This is a genomic window from Actinomadura sp. KC216, assembly GCF_004348535.1.
In the GTDB taxonomy this organism is placed as follows: domain Bacteria; phylum Actinomycetota; class Actinomycetes; order Streptosporangiales; family Streptosporangiaceae; genus Spirillospora.
In genome coordinates this window covers 1-19,343 of the sequence record NZ_SMJX01000152.1, presented here as the reverse complement: position 1 = coordinate 19,343, position 19,343 = coordinate 1, and the positions used below count along the sequence as shown (strand labels likewise).

Below are 19,343 nucleotides of genomic sequence, written 5' to 3'. Positions count from 1 at the left end.
GTGCGGAAGGGGGTCCCCAACGTCCCCAGACCGCTGTTTTCGCAGGTCGGTGCTGGGGATGGGGGGTGGGGACCCGGTTGGGGATTCCTCCCCGTCGGCCGGGCCGGGTCCCCAGCGTTTTCAGTCGCCGACCTCGCGGCGGATGTGGTCGGCGCGGACGACCTTGTTCCCGGCGTACTTGGTGATGGTGATGCCGTGGTCGGCGAGCCGGGCGGCCAGGTCCTGAGCGGACCATCCCTCGTAGGCCGCGGGGTCGAGTTCGGCGAGGCGCTGGCGGATGATCTCGGTGCGTTCGCGTTTGGCGCCGCGGATCACCTGGTCCAGATCGGCCAGGAAGTCCCGGACGGGAGCGGCCTGCGCCGCGCCGTTGGTGGTGATGGGGCCGCGGAGCTTGCGGGCGCGTTCGGCGATCTGGTTGGCGTCCTCACCTGAGATGAAGTGGGTGCGCACGGTCAGCGACGACTGGCCCGCAGGGACCGGAACCCCGTCACCGGAGACCACCAGGGTCCCCTTGTCCAGGCCCTGGCGCAGCTCGTGCGGGGCGGCGCCGGCGTTGACGGCCCTCTCCCCCAGCGCCATCTTGGCCTGGGCTTCGGTGCCGACCACCAGGGACGCGCGGATGTGCGCGCCCTCACGCACCAGCTTGGGCAGGTTCTGGTCGGTGGGGTCCTGAGTGCCCTGCTGAAGGATCACGTTGACCGCGCGGCCCTGGTTGTGGAGCTTGCGGGCGGCCATGAAGTACCGCGAGGTGTGCTTGGTGCCGCCGTAGGGGCGCCTGTCGCCGCCCACGACCGGGCACATGAACGCCTGCTGCGCCTCGTCCACGATCAGCACCAGCGGGTGGAACCCCGAGCCGGGCTCGCGGGACATCTCCCGGGTGATGCCGTCGGTGGCGCCGGACTCCTCCAGCGCGGTCAGGCGCCGCTCCATCTCGGCCACGCCGTCTTCCAGCATGTGCGTCGCCCGGATGACGTGCTCGTCGGTCGGGCCCTGGATGAGGGTGGTGGCGATGCCCTCGAACATCCGCCAGTCCCCGACGCCCTTGAGGTCGGCGATGCGGAACTCCACCGACCGGTCCAGCGCCGCCCACAGTGCCAGGGCGCGCAGTGCGGCGGTCTTGCCCTGGTTGGACAGGCCCGTGACCAGTAGGTGCCGCTGCCACAGCGGGATCGTGACCGCGTCCCCGCGCAGGTCCTGACCCCACGGCGCCCGGCCGGAGTGGATGTCGGCGGTCAGTGTCTGATCGGTGACCAGCGGGGAGGGGCCGATCGGCTCGTCCAGGGCACCGGAGTCGGCGACCCACAACCTGACGGTCCGGGCGGCCGGGGGGATGGTGATGTGCAGTTCGTGTTCGTGGCGGTCCAGGTTCTCGGCCAGCTTGCGGCGCTTGGCCTTGATCTCCGCGGTCGACACCCCGGACGGCAACGTGACATCGACTTCGACTCCGCATCCGGCGATCCGGATCACCGACAGCCAGGAGGCGGCGGCCTCTCCGGCGTCGGTGATGGCCTTGCGCAGTGCGGGGATGCCCAGGTCCCGCAGCGCCAGCACCACCCGCCCCGGGGTGACCGGTTCACCGGCGGTGTCCTGCTGGGGGGCCAGCCACGACAGCGCCGGGGCGCGGCGCCGTCCCTCGTTCCACAGCCACGCCGCCACCAGCCACGGCGCCACCGCCATAGTCGGCGCCCACGCGGTTTCCACCGCGACGGCGGTCCCGTGCACGACCGCTACAGCGGCCATCAGCGGGTCGTTGACCTGGGCCGGGTCGTGCTCGGCCACCGCCAGCACCACACCCAGCCCCAGCAGCCCGCCCACGCCGGTGGCGACGCTGACGACGGCGGTCTTGGCGATCTGGACCGGGTGGGTGATCCAGTCCATCACCCGCTGGTGGCGGCGCTGCCGCTCGGCCACCGCCCGCGCCTCCCACTCGGCGACCGCCTCGAAGTCCCCGGCGGCCTCGGCCGCGCGCATCATCCGCTCGTAGCGGGAGTTGGTCTTGGCCTCCCACACCCGCCGGGCCACCACCCCCGCCCCGACCGGCACAAACATCACCTGGCGGGCCACGAACTTGGTCCGGTCGTCGGCGGCCAGCCGCCGCACCGCGTTGGCCAGCCACACCGCGTCGGAGCGGTAGCCGCGCCACCGTTCGAACGCCTGCTCACGCTGGCTGGTCAACCGGGCGTACTCGGCGGCGGTCAGCACCCGCCCGGACACCACCCCGGGCTCTCCGGGCTGGTCAGACTGGCCGGGGTCGTCCAGCGGCAGCCGGTGCACGGTCGCAAGCTCACCGGCCTTGCCGGTCTTGCTGGTGTCGCTGGTGTTCATGACTTGGTCTCCTGTCTGCGTGCGTCGATGGCCGTCGTTGCGGCCGCGCCCAACCGGCCGCGCCGGTGGGCCTGGCGGGTCTCCTGCGCCGCCCACGCGCCGGCGACCCCGGCCGCCAGCAGCACAAACCACCACGAGGCGGCCACCGCCAGGCCCAGCGGCACAGCCACACCGGCCAGTTCCACCACGTGCCAGCGCACCCACACCACCAGCGGGTCGGCTGCCTCCTCCTCCCACCGGGGAGAGGCGGCACCGAAACTCGGCGGGGCAACGCCCCCCAGTGCGCCGTCCTTGCGGTCTGGCTCGCTCGGCTGACTCACCTGCGACACCCCCTTTCTCCACGTCATCGGCGTCGCCGGGCTGGGCGGCAGCGCCGTCTTCGGCCCGACGGCCGCCGCCCGCCCTGGGAACCGCCCGGCTACTTGCGTCCGGTACCACCGCAGGTGCGGCAGGTCACGTGGTTGTGCTGGCCACCGAAGTTGGTGATGAGCTCGCGGCGCCCGGCGCAGTCGCCGCAGGCCCCGCGGCGCTCGGCGGAGGTCGGGGACTCGTTGCTGTTGCGGCAGTCGTTGTGCTTGGCCATTGCGGGTCTCCTTGCCTGGGAAGGGGTGAGTGTTCGGGACCGGGGGTGGAGGGGTTACTGGCCGGGCCGACGCAGCTCATCGCGGACGTGGCGGGCGGTGTCCATCCCGCACCGCAGGGCTTGGCGCAGGGCGTTGGCCGACGGCGCGACGGGCAGGTCACCCGAGGCGATCAGCGACCTGGCGCGGTCGGTCAACGCGGCCACGTCCACCCGGTCCACGCCGTTGCCCGCACCGTTGCCCGAGCCGCCACCGGAAGGGTTACCGGCGGGCCGGTCGGCACCGGTGTTCGCGCTGTACGAGGGGCCAGTAAGGGGCCCGGTAACCCCGGCGGCACCGGCGGGGCGGTGGTCCAGGCGGGCGAACGCCTCCAGGATGATCGGCAGCGCGGTCACCACCGCCACCGCCACGATCGGCCCGAGGATGTGCAGCACCAGCCGGGACAACTCGAAGGTGTCGGCGACACCGGGCAGGTAGGGCCAGGCGTTCATGGTCAGGGTCAGGCCCAGGAACCCGTACTCGATCCGGTCGAGCTTGGCCGACTTGACCGGCTGCCCGCGGGTGCCCAGGTAGGCCTTGGCGCCCACCACGGTCAGCAGCGCCAGCGACAGGAACGGCTCGACCAGCCACGCGAACACCCACGCGGGTGACCAGTCCTTGGCCTCACCCGCGGCGAACCCCTGGACCCCGGCGGTGGACCAGGCCAGCGCCAGTGTCAGCGCCACCATGCCCGCGGTCACCAGCAGGCGGCGCATCCGCGCGGCCTGCCAGGCCCGCATCACCGGGTCCTGCCCGAGCTGGTGCAGCCGGGCCGCCTCATGCGCCTTCCGGCGGCGCTTGCGAACCTTGCCCGACTCCAGCAGCAGCGGGGTGTCGTCGTCCTGCAACTCGGCCAGGTGGTGCGCCTCGGCGACCTCCCCGGCCAGCCTGCGGACACGGCGGGTCTGGCCGGCAGGCTCCTCCGGACGCTGTTCGGGCCGTTGGGCGGGCTGTTGGGTGGGCTGTTGGGCGGCCAGGTAGTGCTCCAGGGCGTTGATGCCCTGGCCGACCTCGTCAGGGTCGGGTGCTGACGCCTGTGCGGTCATCGTCTACCTCCTTTCGTGGGCCACCGGCCCGGACGCGGCGGCCACCGAGGTCAGCGCGTCGGTGGCCAGCTCGGCGACACCATCGACAGCGGCGGCGGTGACCACCGCTGTGAGGGACACCAGCCGCAGCGCGGCCACCGCCAGCACCAGCAGCAGCACGGCCAGCAACGGCAGCACACCCGTGCGCCGCACCATCTGCGCCGTACTCACCTCACCGCCCCCTCACCAGCCGACCGGGCGGCCGTGTCGGCGATGGTGTCGGCGATGCGGCGGCACCGTTCGGCCGCCTCCAGCGCGACCTTGGCTCCGGACGGGTGCGTGGCCTTGTCGGCCGCCTCGGTCATCCGCCGGGCCCGGCTGCGCAGCGCCGTGACGATCACACGCGCGTCGCTGGGGTTGATCTCCATAACGAAGCTCTCTTCGGTCAGGCGCGGTCGATTTCCCAGGCGTCCGCGCAGGTCAGGCACGCCCCGATGTGTTGGGGCAGGACGTATCCGGCGTCGCGCCGACAGCGCGGGCAGGTGCGGCGCGCGGCCAAGGCTTTGGCCAGCGCGTCCAGTTGGGCGGGTGTGGCGGGGCGGCGGGGCTTGGCCTGGCGCACGTCGTACAGGTACGCCGCACGGATCCACCCGTTGCGGGCCGCCCGCCGCGACCGCCACAGGATCTGGCCCGCCACCGGCTGCCCACCCGGGCACAGCCCGCGTCCGCGAAGCTGCGTCCGGGTGAGCAGGTGCGCGGGCGCCATGCCCCACGACCACGTCGGAATACCCCACCGGTCCCCCGCCGGGTCCATGAAAACGACGCTCGCGGCGGCAGGCACCACTACCGCCGGTCCCCGCCGATGAGCCCGAGCGGCGTTACCCGCCGCTGGCAGTTCGAGCATCGGACGCTGGTCATGGTCGCCTTCACCGGCGCCTTGCAGCACGCGGACATCTGCGCGGCCATGTCAGTGGCTCTCCCGGCAGCGCGCGGCCTGAGCCGGGGTGTCGTAGGCGGTCCCGCATGTGGGGCACTCGTTCCAGGTGCTCACCGCGGTCACCTCCCGCCGGGGCACTTGCCGGTGCCCGAGCACACCGGGCACGTCCGGTTGGTGGAGCCGATCTTCTTCGCGCCGCCGCAGAAGTGGCAGTCCTGGGCAGCCAAGGCATCCCAGGCGTGGCAGAGGAAACGCAGGTGCGTCATCATGGGACTTCCTTCCTGATGGAGGGGCCCCGGGACGCTTGGGCTTTTTTGGTCAGTGCTGGGCGTCCCGGGGCGCACCCGTGATCTGGTGCGGGAGCGGCGGTTCGGCCGTTCCGTGAGCCGCTCACCCCTCCCGGGGGGCGGGATGAGCGGCCGGACGCAACGTCAGTCGCCTGTCAGCCGTCCAGGGCTCGTGTGAGCATGTCGACGTGCGCGGCGAACACCTGCCCGCCATAGACCTCGGCCAGCACGGCGGCAAGGACGCTGTAGGAGGAGGCCGGAACCCACTCGGCGCGGCGGGCGTCGTCGACGCCAGCCACTGGCGGGAAGTCACCGGCGGGCAGGTCGACCGACAGGGCCACCGGGCCGGGCCGAAGCGCGGTCAGGGTACGGGTCGTCATGGTCAGGCCACCCCGTTCAGGTCGAGGTCGGACAGATCGCAGTCGGCGAGGGCGGCGAGGGCGGCGGCGGTGAAACCGGCCCACACCCCGGACTCAGGGCGGAACCGCATCGCCAACTCCAAGCACTCGGCGTGCAGCGGGCAGGACTCGCACACCTGAACGGCCACCAGCTCACGGGCCGCGCGCTCGTCCGGCGACTCGGCGCCGTCCGGGCCGGTGTGCAATTCGGGATCGAACCGGCATTGAGCACCGGCGACGGGCCTGCCTCGCAGGTCCACCGCGCCCAACTCCACCGCGCCCAGGGCCACGGACGCGGGCGCCGTGATCGGCTTCTCCAGGGGTATCGCGGTCATCCCAGCGCCCCCGCGAACCGGCCGACCGCGTCAAAGAACTGGTTGATCAGCGACGCGGCCTTCTCGGGGTTCTGGAAGGCGAACACCGCGATCACCAGACCGGCGATCCAGGGCCCGAGCTTGCCCTTCTGAGGCATCACAGTGAGATCTCCTTGCTTGGTCAGTGCTTGGTTGACCGGCAGGCGGTCGCCTGCGGCCGAGGTCTGCCGCCAGACGTCAGGCGGCGGTCTGGCCACAGGCCAGCAGGGCGTTGAGGGTGCCGGTCGGCAGCGCCCTGCCCGGCCGAGCGGTCACGCGGGCGACCGAGAACCGCCACCACTCCCCGCCCCGGTGCCGGGCCGCCACGAACGCATGCACCAGCGGGACGTGTTCGTGTGCGCGGTCGCGGTCCGGGAACGGGCCCAGCACCAGCGCCGATTCGGCCATCCGGGCACTGGTGCGCACCGAGACGTAGAACCCGGCCGCGGGCCTGGGCCGCGTGACGGTCGGACGGTCGGCGATGTGGGGCAGGCGGGCGGGAATGCCGTTCATGGCAGGTGTCCTTCCGGGACGGGTCCCGCAACGCCGTCAGGCCCGCCCCCGGACGGTGGGGGCGGGCCTGACGCGCGTGCGTGCCGGGCGGCCGGGGCCGCTCCGGGATGGGGTGGGCTGGCTACTTGCTCTTGCCGAACTTGTCGCCCTTGGCGTCGTAGGCCTCCCGGACGCTCGTGGGGTTGTCGGCCATCGTTGGACCTTCCTTCCTGTTAGGGAGGGGGCCCGGGGCGTCACTGCTTGGCGGTGGAGGCGCCCCGGGTCATGGGGAACTCTGTGGGCCTCAGCCTTCGGCCGGGGCGGGGACGACAACGTCGAGATAGCGGCGCACGCCACTGTCCCGCCGGTTCGGGTACGGGATCGAAACCTCACCGACCGCGCACCGGTCGCCGGGCAGATCGGCTAGCAGGTCCGCCAGCGCCGCCACGTCGTCGGCGTCGCCGGACAGGCGCACCTTGACCAACCGGGGCCGTGGCGCCGTCACCGGCCAACCCCGGGCGACGAGGCGTCCAGCGCCCCCACGAGCGAGGGCAGCGGCTTGACCGCCTTCTCGGCAGCGACCACGGGCGCCTCGCCCGCAACCTGCACGTTGCTCTCGTAGGACTGCCGGGCCTGGTGAGCGGCCCACGCCGCATCACGCACGCGTGAAAACCCGTACTCGACCCCAGCGAGCACGAACTCGATCCGTAGGGAATGGTCGCACTCGCGGCGGTCGAACTCGACCCCCGCAGCGGTCAGCGCCGCCGCGGTCCGCTCGATCGTCTCGGCGGCCTCCTCCTCCGTGCCGCCCAAGGCGAAACTCAGTCGCCCGTTCTGGTAGTACGGGATGTCCGGCTGGGCCTCCAGCAGGTCAGCCAGCTGGCGCAGACCGGCGATGTGACCGGCCCGAGTCCGGTCACGATCGGCAATGATGACCATCGGCAGGGTTCCTTTCCTTCGCAGGTGAGCAGACGACGCAAAGCGCCCCGGCCTGAACCAGGCCGGGGCGCAACAAGACGAGAAAGGGTCAGCGGGCGACAGCCAGGCGCGGCACCGAGCGGCGGCCGGCGAGCTGATGAACCGCCGGAGCGACCGGCGGAGCCTGCTGATATCCCTCGCGGGGGCTGCGGGCAATGGCGCGTGCCTGAGCAGCCGCGCCCGCACGCAGTTCCCGCAGCCGATCGGGGGTGAGGTCGAGAAACACTCGCTGGTGCGAGCCGGGGCACTTTGGAGAGGCGGCCTCTCCCGGCCAGAGCGGATGCGCTCTGACCTGGCCGCGCTTCCACGGCTGCCACGTCTTGCAGTCCGCGCACACCAGCCGCGGGCTACGCCCCGGCGGCATCGAAATCTGATCTAGGGGAATCTGGCTGGCCAGCAGCGTGCGACGGCCGTTGCTCGACGTCATGAACATCTCCAGGTGAGGTTGCAGAACAGGGCGTGTGTTCTCCGCCCGCCACGGCGCACCCAGCACAACCGGGGCGTGATCTCCATGACGGACAGACAGCACAAGCGCTGCCTGGAAGACGGGGCGCTGCCGTGACCGACGCTGATCCGGGGACTGAATCGACCCGGACACCTGATGGTTCTGCGCTCGGCCACCAACGCCATCTGCAGTTGTGATGCCACGAAAGTACAAACTGAATTTGTATATGTCAAGGCCGATGGGCGAGTTGGGCGTCGTGCGCCCCTAGCGCTCTCAGAGCCGCGTTTGTGGCATGGCTCTATGAGACGAGATCACCCTCACCTGCGACTACGGGGCATCTGCCGTCTCTTGGGGGGCTTCGGGGCCGTGCGTGGGCCCCTGAGACCAGGAGGGGGTCACCTGGGGTCTCGTGTTCCCCCTGTGCTGACACGTGGTGGCGGCTTATGCTCGGATGCGTGGCCGTTCAAGCGACTGAGCTACTGACAACGCCGGTTGATGACCTGTCGTGCCACCCGCTAGCGGAAGTACGTAGGCGGAACGGTTGGTCACAGGAGAGCCTTGCCAAGGAGCTTCGGAGGCGAGGCTTCGGCACTACGCGCAAGACCGTGAAGCGCTGGGAACACGGAGTGATTCCCGAAGTGTCGGCCCAACAGGCAATCTGCGAGATGCTGGGCTTGGATCCGGCGATCCCCGGGCGGGTGACTTGGCCGGTCTGGCTGCCCACAGGTAAGGTCGCGGGCCTTTCAGAATCGTGGGATCTGCGAGGTACCGTGAAAGCTCTCAGTGATGTCTCGGAGGGGGCTCTAGTGGATCGTCGTGCTTTCCTGGGAGCAGTTGGGGCTGAACTGCTGTTGCCAGTCATGACGTGGCGACTCAATCCAGGTCCCTGGCTCGCTTATCGGGAGGGTGGGCGGCGAGTAAGTCCCGCCATGTTGGACGATCTAGAACGCCTGATTGCCGTACGACGAAAGATGGATGACGAGCATGGCGGTGGAGCACTTCTAGGGATGCTGCATTCAGACCTGCGCTTCGTCGCTGATCTGATTCGCAACGGCAGCTATCATGCGGAGATCGGACAACGACTTCACATGGTGGCCGCTGAACTCGCAAGGCTTGCCGGTTGGTCGGCGTTCGACAGTGGTCGCCACGCTGCTGCACAGCAGTACTACCTGTCCGCGCTACGTGCTGCCGCGTCGGTGGGCGACACGGCCCTCGGCGTCAACATCGTCGGCTTTATGGGTATCCAGGCGTATTCGACCGGGAATAATCGCGACGCTGCACAACTAATGGATGTGGCCACAGCAGAGGCCGTTAAGACTCCGGCCATTATTCAGGCCATGGCATGGGCGCGTGCTGGCCGTGCTCAGGCCAAAATCGGAGACACAAACGAAACTCAGCGAGCGCTGAACAAGGCAGAACACCTGTTCGGCCGTGCCGTCCACGGCGATACCCCACCTTGGGCCTACTGGGTCGATGAGGCTCGGATTATGGCACAGCGTGGCCGCGCACTTTACGACCTGGGCGACTACAATGGCGCGGAGTCTGAACTCATGTCAGCGATCACTTCCTGCGGAGAACAGTATCCGCGCGATCGTGCGACCTGGCTCGGCCGCGTCGCCATCTCGAAACTCAGAACGGATCGTATGGACGAGGGATGCTCGTCGGGCCGCGAAGCCGTTGACCTACTCGCCGATCAGGTCGACTCGGACCGGGGACTCGACTTTCTTCGAACGTTCAAACGTGAGCTTGCTCCGCACGAGGATAGTGCGACAGCGCGTGAGTTCATGGAATACGCGAGCGAGCGTCTAGGCGATGCCGTAAGCGCCTGATCTTCTAGGCATCGGAAGTCGGGGGACGTCCCCCTACACCTGGTCGGGGACGTTCCCTCTGCCATTCGATGATGGTTTCGGGCCGCCACACGTGCGTTCGCCCCACAGTGAGGTCCGGGGGCGGCATCTGGGCGCGCGAACGGTAGGCGCTGACGGTTGCTACGCCGACTCCGAGGTAATGAGCCACGTCAGACGTCGTCCACCACTCGGCGGACGGGTCCGGCCCGGTCTCCTCGGGCTCGTCCACAGCCCCTCCCGTACGGTTCGATGCTGATCCTTCACCTGATTCTAGATGCGCCGCCGCCACGACCCACGGATACCGCCGAGTGGGGCCCCAACCCCGTCGGCGACCCCTCACCCAAGCCGGGCCAGAAACAGAAAAAGCCCTGATCGTCACGAGGACGGTCAGGGCTCTGTTGTTCCGCCGGCAGCGGGATGCGTTGGGGGGCCGGTCGGACGGGCCGTCGCCCGGCAGCCGGGCTTTGGGATCATCGAACTTGGGAGCCGAGTTGGGAGCGGGACCCTTCCGTCAGAGGCGGTCAGGTGCGCTCAGGGCCGTCGATCGCGGGACAGTGCTTACCCCAGTACCTGGGGAGATGGCTGGGAACAATGGTTCTCGAAGGGGTGTGATCTTCGTTCGCATCGAGGGGGTCAGGGGTTCAAATCCCCTCAGCTCCACCCAAGGTCAGGCCCACCTTCGGGCCTCACACGAAGTCCCGTGGGAGAATTCTGGGGGACGATCACGGAGTCGGCGGCGTCCGCGCCGCCGTTCTTCTTTTCCCGGCAGGCCCTTATCAGTTCGCCCAGGACGGCGACCGGCGACCCCTCGGACAGCTCAGACGGGCGTCGAGCGCGGTCTCCCACCACGCCGTGCTCGGCCTGATCACCGCCTGTTTCGTGGCGCGGAACCAGACCACCACTTCCACCTTCCCCACAAGGCCGCCACCGACGCTCCGTAACCGGCAACGGGGGGTTATCCCGAAGATCGCCATGCGGGCATCCGGAGGCGGCTTCCGGGTGGTCACTGCAGTGTGCCCAAGTGGCGTCGACTCCTAGCGTCGGCATCATGCCGACAACCGAATCAACGCGGGGCCGTGCCGTCCTCGGGGCGGTCGCGGTGCTGGCGGCGGTCGCCGCCGTCGCGGTTCCGGTGTCCGCGCACGCCGGGGCGCCGCCCGGGTGCGGTGATCGTCCAGCCGTCCGGCGAGTGCTTGACCATATGACGGGTGTCCACGGGCTGACCGGGGCGGCGGTGCGGGTGGACGATCCGCGCTGCGGACCCTGGACGGCCGCGAGCGGATACGCCGACCGGCGGACGGGGCGTCCGATGAACGCGGCCATGCGGGTCCGGGCCGCGAGCATCACCAAGTCGTTCACCGCCACGGCGCTGCTCGCGCTCGCCGCCGAACATCGGATCTCGCTCGACGCCCCCATCGCCCGCTACCTGCCGGGCGTGGTCGACCGGAACGGCTACGACGGGCGGACGATCACGGTCCGGAGCCTGCTGCGGCACACCAGCGGGCTGCCCGACCACATGGACACCTTCGAGACCACGGAAGAGTTCCGGTTCCGGCACTTCGAGCCCGAGGCCCTGGTCGAGCGCGCGCTGTCCCTTCCACGTCCGGACTCGGAATGGCACTACTCCACCACCAACTACGTCCTGGCCGGGCTCATCATCGAGCGCGTGACCGGCCACCGCGCCGAGGACGAGATCGAGCGCCGGATCATCGACCCGCTGCGGCTGCGCGATACCTACTGGCCGGGCGACCAGCTCCGGATCAGAGGCCCCCACCCGCGTGGCTACGTCCGCCAAGGGGAGAACGGAACGGTCCGTTGGACCGACTACACGGCGATGAACACCACGGTGGCCTGGACCGGCGGCGCGCTCCTCTCCAGCCCCCAGGACATGAGCGCGTTCTACGGCGCGCTCCTCGGCGGACGGCTGCTCCCACCGCGACAGCTGGCGGAGATGAAGCGGACCGTCGCGCTGGACCCGGACCGTGTGTGGAACGGCGCCCGGTACGGCCTCGGGGTGATCGGGACGCCGCTGCGGTGCGGCGGGACGTGGTGGGGCCACGCCGGTGACATCGACGGTTTCACCTCGATCGCGGGCGTCGCCCCCTCCGGCCGCCGCGCCGCCATCGCCTTCAACGAGAACCCCTCGACCAAGGAGGCGTTCGACGAGGAGCTGAACCTCGTCCAGACCGCCCTGTGCGACCCCCGATGAACGGAGCGACCTTGAACACGATGAAAGTGGCGGTCGCGCTGGCGGCCGCGATGGCCGCCACGGTACTGGCCTCGCCGTCGCCCGCCGCCGCCCGGCAGGCGGGCGATCTGAACCGCTTTCACCAGCAGCGCCTCCACTGGAAGGCGTGCACGCTGGGCCCCGGCGACCAGGTCGGCAAGGACCTGGACGAGGCCGGAGCCCGGTGTGCGGACGTGACCGTCCCCCTGGACTACTCCAGGCCGGACGGCCGCACCATCAAGATCGCGATCTCGCGGCTGAAGGCGTCCGGCGAAGAGCCGCGTCTCGGCATGATGCTCCTCAACGGGGGCGGTCCCGCCCCGGCCATCGACATGCCGCCCTACATGCGGCGGCTCATGGGCGCGGCCGGGCCGCGCTACGACCTGGTCGGCATGGACCCGAGGTCGCTCGGGCGCAGCGCCGGAGTCGACTGCGGATGGGGCGTCGGCACCTGGATCAAGGGCGCGGGTACGACCCGCCACTCGTTCGAACAGTCGGCACGGTTCGCCAAGGACCTGGCGGACCGGTGCGCCAGGACGGACCGCGGCCTGCTGCCGCACATCAGCACCCGGAACATCGCCCGCGACATGGACATCGTCCGGGGCGCGCTCGGCGAGCGGAAGATGTCCTACAACGGCGCGTCGTACGGCACCTACCTCGGCGGCGTTTACGCGACGATGTTCCCGGGACGGCTCGAACGCGTCGTCCTGGACAGCTCGATGGACCCTTACACCTGGGGGCCGCGCCTGATCTCGGCCGCCGTGGACGTCAACGAGGAAGCGCTCGCCGCCTGGGCGGGCTGGGCGGCGGAACGCGACGGCGAGTACGGCCTGGGCGCCACGGAGGCCGAGGTCGTCAAGCTGGTGCACCGCATCCTCGCGGTGTCCGCGAAGCGGCCGCTGGAGATCGGCCCGTACCGGCTGGACGCCACCCTGGTCCCGACCCTCATGATCGACAACCTCGGGACCGATGAGGAACCGGCACGCGCCTCCCTCGCCGAATCCGTCCGGGTGATGCGGGAGGCCGCGGCGGGGCGTTTCGCCGAGCCCACCCCCGACCTGGCCGCCGAGCTCGCCTTCCTGACCGCGGCGACGCCCGAGGACGCGAGCGTGGGCAGCGGACAGGCCTCGATCATCTGCGGGGACGTCGCCGCGCCCCGCGACCCGGCCGTCTACTGGCGCGACGTTCAGAGGCACCGGAGGGCGGCCCCGATGTTCGGCCCGGTCGGCTACAACATCGGGCCCTGCGCGTACTGGCCGACGCGCCCCGCCGAGCCGCCGACCATGATCAAGGCGGACCTGCCCGCGCTGATGGTGGCCGCGACCGGCGACACTCGGACGACGTACAGGAGCAACCAGCTCCTGCACGGCCTGCTGCGAGGCTCCAGGATGATCACGCTGGACGCCTACGTCCACGCCCCCTACCAGCGCGGATACCCCAACGCCTGCATCAACGACCGCGTCGAGGACTACCTGCTCACCGGCCGTCTCCCCACCGGCGACCTCACCTGCGCCCCAGAGAAGTGATCGCTCAGCGGGCATCCTGGGTGCTGGACGGCGATGTCGGGATCCTCGATGCCCAGCGTTTGCGACGGCGTCATCCAGAAAAGCACGTGTGGCCGGGTGTCATCGGGTGGAGGGGGCCTCGACGGCGGTGTTCTGGCCGGCGACGATCTTCCAGCCGTCCGTGCGCTCGGCGATCACATAGAGCGTCGCCCCGTGGGCGCTCTCGATGGAGTTGCCTGACCTGTCGGTGGGCGTCTGCACCACGTTCACCGCGATCACCTCGGGCGCGATTTCCATCAGTTTGACGACGTCATAGCGCGCGTAGGAATCGCGCAGGAAGCCCTTCATCGCCGGAGCGCTGAACTCGGCTATCGACTCGCGGCCGTCCAAGCGTGTGCCCATGGCGTTCGTCCAGGAGGTCTTCTTGGCGAACTGCTCGCTCAGGGCGATGGGATCCTTGGCATTGAACGCTTTCTCCAGCGCCTTCACCACGCCGGTCACCGCCGCCTGCGTCTCCGGCGCGATGTCTCCCACCACCAGGATGTCGTTCGTCATGACCGTGCCCCTCCTTCCTAGTGCCGGAGCTCGTCCGGCGGCGACGGTCATCGCCGCCGCCATCTGCCACTCAACAACCTCAATAATGGTTGAGGTCAAGCCGGGGAGCGGAGGGCTCTTGGAACGAAGCTCGGGTCCTCAGATGGTGTCCAGGGCGGCTGGGTGTGGGCGGTGCCGGACGGTTCTAGCAGGGGGTCAGTCGTCTGCGAAGGCCAGGATCGTGAGAAGGACGCCTGCGCCGGAACCGAGGAGGACGCGATCGAGGACATAGCCGGTCACAGTGGTCGAGGCATAGGCATCGGGGAGGCCGTCGGCCGTCCATTCCTCGGCATAAGAGAAGTCGTTGTTGCTCCACCAGAGGGTTCGCGGCCCTAGCGTGCTCAACACCCGCTCGAAGACGGATCGCGCGGTCTCCGGATTCCACGGACCTCCGGGCGAGTCGTAAGCGAGATCCCGTGTGCAGGTGTTCACCAGCAACGACAACAATCGCTCTGCGGGCAGCGTGACGGGTTTGAGCAGCGCGGTCAGGTCGCTGACAGTGCAGGGGAGCGGCTCCGCCGGTGGATGCCGAGGCGGGAATGCCGTCCGGGCGAAGTCGGCCTCGATGAGCATCGCCTGCAAGGGTGCGGCGACTGCGATCCCGGGGGCGTCGTCCACAGAGATCCGCAGGAACCGTCGCGCGTGACCATCATTACTCAGGGGACGCAGCAGATTACGGACCCGTACAACGGCGCTGTCCACGCCTAAGGATCTCATGCCTCAACGTCACCAACCACCTCGTCGGCGTGGGAACGGTGGTGGTGTTCGAGATGTAGGGCCCCTTTCTGACTCGGCTGTGTTGACGAATAGGTGGCTACGTCAGGCGGGCTAGAGTTTTGCCCGTCTTGTTGGTGTTGACGGGCGGGGGAGTGTGCTGGGGTGGACCTTTCTGATTCGGTGCTGGAGGAAATGGTCCGGCCGGTCTCCGCGATGATGCCGCTGGTCTCCGCGCGTATTCCCGAGTCGCCGGCCGCCGAGCTCGGGCGGCTGCGGGCGGACGCCGACGGTACGTCACCGGTTCATGGACCGGCCGTCCGGCATAGGGCCGTCGCCCGGTTCCGTTCCGGAGCCGGGACGGGTGATTCGCCGGTGCGGGACGCGCTCGGTTCGCTGCCGCCGATGCTGGTCGAACGGCTGCTCGGCGCGCTGGAGCTGACCGTGCCGGAGCTGGACGTGTCCGGCGTCCCGGACCTGACCGGCTTCCTGGGTGAACCGTTCACCGGCGGCTTCGCTGTGATGAGCGGGGACGGGACGAGCGAGGCGGTCACCGGGGCGGGCATGCTGGACCAGGTCCGGCCGGGTGCGGTGCCGCTGGTCGCGGCGGTGACCCGCCGGTTGGCCGCCCATCCGGATGTGGCTCCCCTGCTGAAGGTGGCGCCTGAGATCACCCACGAGCAGGAAGTGGCCGCGGCGCACGGTGCGGCTTGGCTGGCGCTGGCCGTGGCCACTGCCGTTGGCGTCCTGTCCCGGGTGGGGCTCCAGCCTTGGGTGACCGGACCGCCTGCGGTGCTCGGCGTCGCGTTCGGCACGGCGGCGCTGTTCTTGAGCGAGGCGCCGATGCCCAGTAGCTATGCCGCCGCCGTCCTCGCCAGGGTCCGGGCGGAGTATCTGCTGCCGCTGGGGGCCAGCGGGTCGGCGCCGGTGTCGGGGCACCGGTTCGCGCTGCTGGAGCACGATGAGGTCCCGGACGCCGACTTCGGTGGTAACGGGCTGGTCGCGGTGGTTCCGGGTGGCGCGGTGATCCGCACCGGAGTCGAGGACGGACGCGTCCACATCCTGGTGAGGGTCCTGGAGGAGCCACCGCCGGACGTCGGGACCGGCTGGGAGGAGATCGTCGAGGTGAGCTGGCGGGCGGACGTCGGCGGCGCCTCGGTGGTGGGTCCCCGGGCGGTCGAGCCTCGGGTGGGCGAGTCGCAGCTGCGTGGGCTCACTCCGCCCTGGCCGGGGGACTACCGGCTGCGGGTCCACGCCCGCGGGCGGGACGACGCCGACGGGTCTGAGCATTACGAGCTCGTCGTGTGGGAGGCGCCGCCCGCGCCCGAGATCGTGCACGCCCGCACCGACCGGCTCGGCCACCGGCTGCGCGGGGAGCCGGAGCCGGTGCGTCCCGAACCGCCCGAGGCCGCGTTCCGGTGGCTGCGCCGCAGTGCGCTGTACGAGGCGGCGACGGTCACGGTGGTCACCGGGGCGGACGTCGCGGACGTGTTGCGCGCCTTCGGTGCGGACCCGGCCCGGCCGGAGTCGCTGCGGGCCATCGAGGACGACCTGATGAGCCGGCGGTCGATCGACCCATGGGTCGCGGTGCTGGACGTCGGAGGCGCCGTGCTCGCCGTGGAGTTCAACGGCTGGCAGGGGTCGACCGGGCCCGTGCTGGCCAGGGCGTCCGCGGCCGGGCGGGCCGCGAGCATATTCTGGAACGTCAACGCGGTGACGCGGCTGTCGCTGGCCGAGCGCGGTGACGTGCTGCTCTCGGTGGAACCGTTCGACCGCCTGGACGCGCCACCGCAGATCGCCTCGATGCTGGCCGACCTCGACTTCGCGGACCACCGCCGCGGGAAGAAGCTGATGGGTCTGGTCGCGGTGCAGCGGTTCACCGGCCACGGCGTCACCGCCGACGACCTGGACCGCATCGTGGGCGCCGACATCGGGTTCCGGATCGTCCCGCACCTGCCCACGCTGTACCCGCACTACCCCGCCGGCCCGCGGCCCGATGACCCGCTCGGCTCCGCCGCCGAAGCCCTGGCCGGGCTCCCCGAGTCGTCGCTGCGGGACCTGGCCTGGTGGGCCGCCGCGGAGGCCGCCCGCCACGCGGGCCTCGGTGCGGATCCCGACATCGCCGCCAGCGTCGCCGCCCGCGCGCTGAGCCCGGACGCGCACCTGCGCGCCCGCCGATCCCAGCTCCACGACGGCGAGCACCGGTGGGTCTGGCTCGCCCTGCACCATGCGACCAACCCGGACGCGCTCGCCGCCGCCACCAATGCCATCGACGCCGCCCGGCACGCCGCCGGTCCGCACGCGGCGGACCTGGTCGCCGACGCCCAGGCCAAGATCACCGGAACCGGCGCACCCTGACCGCGTCACCACTCCGCGAAGGTGCCGTCGTCGTGGCGCCAGACCGGGTTGCGCCAGGTGTGGCCTGTCCGGGCGGCGCGGCGTACGGCGGACTCGTCGATCTGGACGCCCAAGCCCGGTGCGGACGGTGGTGCGGCGTGGCCCGCGGTGAACTCGAAGACCGCCGGGTCGAGGACGTAGTCGAGCAGGTCGGCGCCGGTGTTGTAGTGGATGCCAATCGAGTGCTCCTGGATAAGGAAGTTCGGCGTCGCGAACGCGATCTGCAGGCTGGCGGCCAGCGCGAGCGGGCCCAGCGGGCAGTGCGGCGCCACGTGGGCTCCCCACACCTCGGCGAGCGCGGCGATCCGGCGGGTCTCGGAGATCCCGCCCGCGTGCGAGACGTCCGGCTGGACGACCGCGACGCCCGCTTCGAGCACCGGCCGGAAGTCCCAGCGCGAGTACAGCCGCTCGCCGGTGGCGATGGGCACGCCGCTGGCGGTGACGACGTCGCGGAGGAGATGCGGGCTGTCGGGCAGGACCGGCTCCTCGGCGAAGAGTGGGTGCAGCTCGTCCAGGAGGGGGAGGAGGCGGCGGGAGTCGGCCGGGGTGAGGCGGCCGTGGAAGTCGATCGCGACGTCGCGGTCCGGGCCGAGCGCCTCGCGGGCGGCGGCGACGCGGTCGACCACGGCGGTCATGGCGGCGCGGCCGGCGAGCGGCGGCATCCGTCCGGAGGCGTTCATCTTGACGGCCGTGAACCCCTGCTCGACGCGCGCGGCGATGCCGTCAGTCAGGGCCGCGGGCTCGTCGCCGCCGACCCAGGCGTACATGCGGGCGCGGTCGCGTACAGGGCCGCCTAGCAGCGCGTACACCGGGACGTCGCGAGCCTTGCCTGCGATGTCCCACAGTGCCTGGTCGAGGCCCGCGAGCGCGCTGGACAGCACCGGACCGCCCCGGTAGAAGCCGCCCTTGGCGAGGACCTGCCAGTGGTCCTCGATGCGCAGCGGGTCGCGCCCGATCAGGTATTCGGCCAGCACGTCGACGGCGGCGCGGACCACCTCGGCGCGGCCCTCCACCACCGGTTCGCCCCAGCCGGTCAGGCCGTCGTCGGTCTCGATCCGGCAGAACAGCCAGCGCGGCGGGACCGGGAACGTCTCCACCTTGGCGATCTTCATGCGGTGTCCTTCGTCAGGCGGACGTCAGGCGGACGTCAGGCGGACGTCAGGCGGACGTCAGGCGGACGTCAGGCGGACCTCATGCGGAGTCCTTCTTGGCGGTCCAGCCGCCGTCCACGAGCAGGCTCGCCCCGGTGATGTAGGAGCTTTCGGAGGAGGCGAGGAAGGCCACCGCCGCCGCCACCTCCTCGGGACGCCCCAGGCGGCCCGCGGCGGTGGCCGCGGCGCTGCGGCGCCGTCCCTCGTCGTCGACGCCGTCCCACACGGGGGTCAGGATCGGTCCGGGGAGGACGGTGTTGACGCGCACTCGCGGCCCGTACTCCACCGCCAGCTGGCGGCCCAGCGCACAGAGGCCGCCCTTGGCGGCGGCGTAGGCGGGGCGTCCCGGCAGCCCCGCGACGGCGTGCACCGAGGATGTCAGCACGACCGCGCCCGCGTTGTCGGCCAAGAGTCCGACGCAGGCTTTGACCCCCAGGTAGGCGGCCTTGAGGTTGACGGCGAGCTGCCGGTCCCAGTCGTCTTCGGAGAGCTCGTGCGCCGGGGCGTGGATGCTGTAGCCGGCGTTGGAGCAGAGTGCGTCCAGGCGGCCGAACTCGTCGCGCGCCAGATCGGCGACCAGTGTCCAGGTCTCGGCCTGGGAGACGTCGCCTGGCACCGGGTGCACTGCCGGGCGGCCCGCAGCGGCGTCGCGCAGCGGTTCCGCGGCCACGTCGACGGCGATCACGGTCGCGCCCTCGGCCACGAACCGGTCGACGATCGCGGCGCCGATGCCCGACGCGGCGCCCGTCACCACGGCGCATCCGCCGTCGAGCAGCTTCATGCCGGGTACCTGACGACGAGGACGCCGCGCGCGTCGAGCCGGTAGGGCGGGACGACGTCCGTGCCGTCGCGCGGATCGACGCCGCCGGGAGGGATCGGTACGGTCACCGGCTCGTCGTTGTGGTTGAGCACGACGGCGAAGCGGGTGCCGTCCGCGGCGTGGCGGACGACGGACTCGGCGCCCTCGGGGAGATCCGGGAGGTCCGATGCGGCGCCCGCCTCCCGGCAAATGCGAGCCAGCACCGACGCCATGGCGGCGGGGTCGGGG

Annotated in this window: 24 protein-coding genes; 4 read left to right on the top strand and 20 right to left on the bottom strand. The window is 70.8% G+C overall.

Features of this window, described 5'->3' with window-relative positions:
• Window positions 1–120: 120 nt before the first annotated feature.
• The 15 genes from E1264_RS24555 to E1264_RS24500 all read right to left on the bottom strand — a co-directional run bounded on the left by E1264_RS24555 (window position 121) and on the right by E1264_RS24500 (window position 7,842).
• Window positions 121–2,325, bottom strand: coding sequence for an FtsK/SpoIIIE domain-containing protein (locus E1264_RS24555; RefSeq protein ID WP_132177423.1), 2,205 nt, complete (start codon window positions 2,323–2,325; stop codon window positions 121–123).
• Window positions 2,322–2,654: a conjugal transfer protein TraH gene (locus tag E1264_RS24550; RefSeq protein WP_132177421.1), complete on the bottom strand. Its 333-nt coding sequence runs from the start codon at window positions 2,652–2,654 to the stop codon at window positions 2,322–2,324. Before E1264_RS24550 ends, E1264_RS24555 begins: the two co-directional genes overlap by 4 nt.
• 89 nt (window positions 2,655–2,743) lie before the next feature.
• Complete coding sequence (locus E1264_RS43635) at window positions 2,744–2,908, bottom strand: hypothetical protein (protein WP_165964349.1); 165 nt, start codon at window positions 2,906–2,908, stop codon at window positions 2,744–2,746.
• 54 nt (window positions 2,909–2,962) lie between these two features.
• Complete coding sequence (locus E1264_RS24545; RefSeq protein WP_132177419.1) at window positions 2,963–3,991, bottom strand: conjugal transfer protein TraI; 1,029 nt, start codon at window positions 3,989–3,991, stop codon at window positions 2,963–2,965.
• A 3-nt stretch (window positions 3,992–3,994) separates the two neighbouring features.
• Entirely contained in the window at window positions 3,995–4,201 is a 207-nt protein-coding gene (locus tag E1264_RS24540) for a hypothetical protein (protein ID WP_132177417.1), read from the bottom strand.
• Window positions 4,198–4,398 carry a hypothetical protein gene (locus tag E1264_RS24535; protein WP_132177415.1) on the bottom strand — a complete coding sequence of 67 codons (201 nt, stop codon included), beginning with the start codon at window positions 4,396–4,398 and terminating at the stop codon, window positions 4,198–4,200. The genes E1264_RS24540 and E1264_RS24535 overlap by 4 nt, the downstream gene beginning before the upstream one ends.
• A 17-nt stretch (window positions 4,399–4,415) precedes the next feature.
• The gene (locus tag E1264_RS24530; RefSeq protein ID WP_132177413.1) at window positions 4,416–4,784 is read right to left on the bottom strand and encodes an RRQRL motif-containing zinc-binding protein; all 369 of its coding nucleotides are present in this window, start codon (window positions 4,782–4,784) and stop codon (window positions 4,416–4,418) included.
• A 242-nt stretch (window positions 4,785–5,026) separates the two neighbouring features.
• On the bottom strand, window positions 5,027–5,176 hold the full coding sequence (locus E1264_RS43630; protein ID WP_165964348.1) for a hypothetical protein: 150 nt from the start codon (window positions 5,174–5,176) through the stop codon (window positions 5,027–5,029).
• Between the two features lie 173 nt (window positions 5,177–5,349).
• The gene (locus E1264_RS24525; protein WP_132177411.1) at window positions 5,350–5,574 is read right to left on the bottom strand and encodes a hypothetical protein; all 225 of its coding nucleotides are present in this window, start codon (window positions 5,572–5,574) and stop codon (window positions 5,350–5,352) included.
• 2 nt (window positions 5,575–5,576) lie between these two features.
• Window positions 5,577–5,927, bottom strand: a complete 351-nt coding sequence (locus E1264_RS24520) for a WhiB family transcriptional regulator (RefSeq protein WP_132177409.1) — start codon at window positions 5,925–5,927, stop codon at window positions 5,577–5,579.
• Entirely contained in the window at window positions 5,924–6,067 is a 144-nt protein-coding gene (locus tag E1264_RS43625) for a hypothetical protein (protein ID WP_165964347.1), read from the bottom strand. Before E1264_RS43625 ends, E1264_RS24520 begins: the two co-directional genes overlap by 4 nt.
• Window positions 6,068–6,143: 76 nt before the next feature.
• A complete protein-coding gene (locus tag E1264_RS24515; protein ID WP_132177407.1) occupies window positions 6,144–6,458 on the bottom strand; it encodes a hypothetical protein in 315 nt (104 codons plus the stop codon).
• Between the two features lie 283 nt (window positions 6,459–6,741).
• Entirely contained in the window at window positions 6,742–6,942 is a 201-nt protein-coding gene (locus E1264_RS24510; protein ID WP_132177405.1) for a hypothetical protein, read from the bottom strand.
• A complete protein-coding gene (locus tag E1264_RS24505; protein WP_132177403.1) occupies window positions 6,939–7,376 on the bottom strand; it encodes a hypothetical protein in 438 nt (145 codons plus the stop codon). Before E1264_RS24505 ends, E1264_RS24510 begins: the two co-directional genes overlap by 4 nt.
• 88 nt (window positions 7,377–7,464) lie before the next feature.
• Entirely contained in the window at window positions 7,465–7,842 is a 378-nt protein-coding gene (locus tag E1264_RS24500) for a hypothetical protein (protein WP_132177401.1), read from the bottom strand.
• A gap of 623 nt (window positions 7,843–8,465) precedes the next feature.
• On the opposite strand from E1264_RS24500, the gene E1264_RS24495 reads away from it, so the two are divergent.
• The 3 genes from E1264_RS24495 to E1264_RS24480 all read left to right on the top strand — a co-directional run bounded on the left by E1264_RS24495 (window position 8,466) and on the right by E1264_RS24480 (window position 13,460).
• A complete protein-coding gene (locus tag E1264_RS24495) occupies window positions 8,466–9,689 on the top strand; it encodes a hypothetical protein (protein ID WP_132177399.1) in 1,224 nt (407 codons plus the stop codon).
• A gap of 1,066 nt (window positions 9,690–10,755) precedes the next feature.
• Window positions 10,756–11,916 carry a serine hydrolase domain-containing protein gene (locus tag E1264_RS24485; RefSeq protein ID WP_132177395.1) on the top strand — a complete coding sequence of 387 codons (1,161 nt, stop codon included), beginning with the start codon at window positions 10,756–10,758 and terminating at the stop codon, window positions 11,914–11,916.
• Window positions 11,917–11,936: 20 nt separating this feature from the next.
• On the top strand, window positions 11,937–13,460 hold the full coding sequence (locus E1264_RS24480) for an alpha/beta hydrolase (RefSeq protein WP_243711142.1): 1,524 nt from the start codon (window positions 11,937–11,939) through the stop codon (window positions 13,458–13,460).
• A 99-nt stretch (window positions 13,461–13,559) separates the two neighbouring features.
• On the opposite strand, the gene E1264_RS24475 is transcribed toward E1264_RS24480, so the two are convergent.
• On the bottom strand, window positions 13,560–13,994 hold the full coding sequence (locus tag E1264_RS24475) for an SgcJ/EcaC family oxidoreductase (protein ID WP_132177391.1): 435 nt from the start codon (window positions 13,992–13,994) through the stop codon (window positions 13,560–13,562).
• A gap of 195 nt (window positions 13,995–14,189) precedes the next feature.
• Window positions 14,190–14,651 (bottom strand): hypothetical protein, encoded by a 462-nt coding sequence (locus tag E1264_RS24470; RefSeq protein ID WP_132177389.1) that lies wholly within the window; start codon window positions 14,649–14,651, stop codon window positions 14,190–14,192.
• Window positions 14,652–14,912: 261 nt separating this feature from the next.
• Here E1264_RS24470 and E1264_RS24465 point away from each other — a divergent pair, with 261 nt between their 5' ends.
• On the top strand, window positions 14,913–17,105 hold the full coding sequence (locus E1264_RS24465; RefSeq protein WP_207936130.1) for a DUF6461 domain-containing protein: 2,193 nt from the start codon (window positions 14,913–14,915) through the stop codon (window positions 17,103–17,105).
• A 5-nt stretch (window positions 17,106–17,110) separates the two neighbouring features.
• Here the strand turns inward: E1264_RS24465 and dgoD are convergent, their stop codons facing one another.
• From dgoD to E1264_RS24450, 3 genes are all read right to left on the bottom strand, one after another.
• The gene (gene dgoD, locus E1264_RS24460; protein WP_132177387.1) at window positions 17,111–18,256 is read right to left on the bottom strand and encodes a galactonate dehydratase; all 1,146 of its coding nucleotides are present in this window, start codon (window positions 18,254–18,256) and stop codon (window positions 17,111–17,113) included.
• 79 nt (window positions 18,257–18,335) lie between these two features.
• Entirely contained in the window at window positions 18,336–19,076 is a 741-nt protein-coding gene (locus E1264_RS24455; protein WP_132177385.1) for an SDR family oxidoreductase, read from the bottom strand.
• Window positions 19,073–19,343: Beta-galactosidase C-terminal domain (locus tag E1264_RS24450; RefSeq protein WP_207936129.1), on the bottom strand; the 271-nt coding region annotated here is incomplete at its 5' end. The genes E1264_RS24450 and E1264_RS24455, both read right to left, overlap by 4 nt.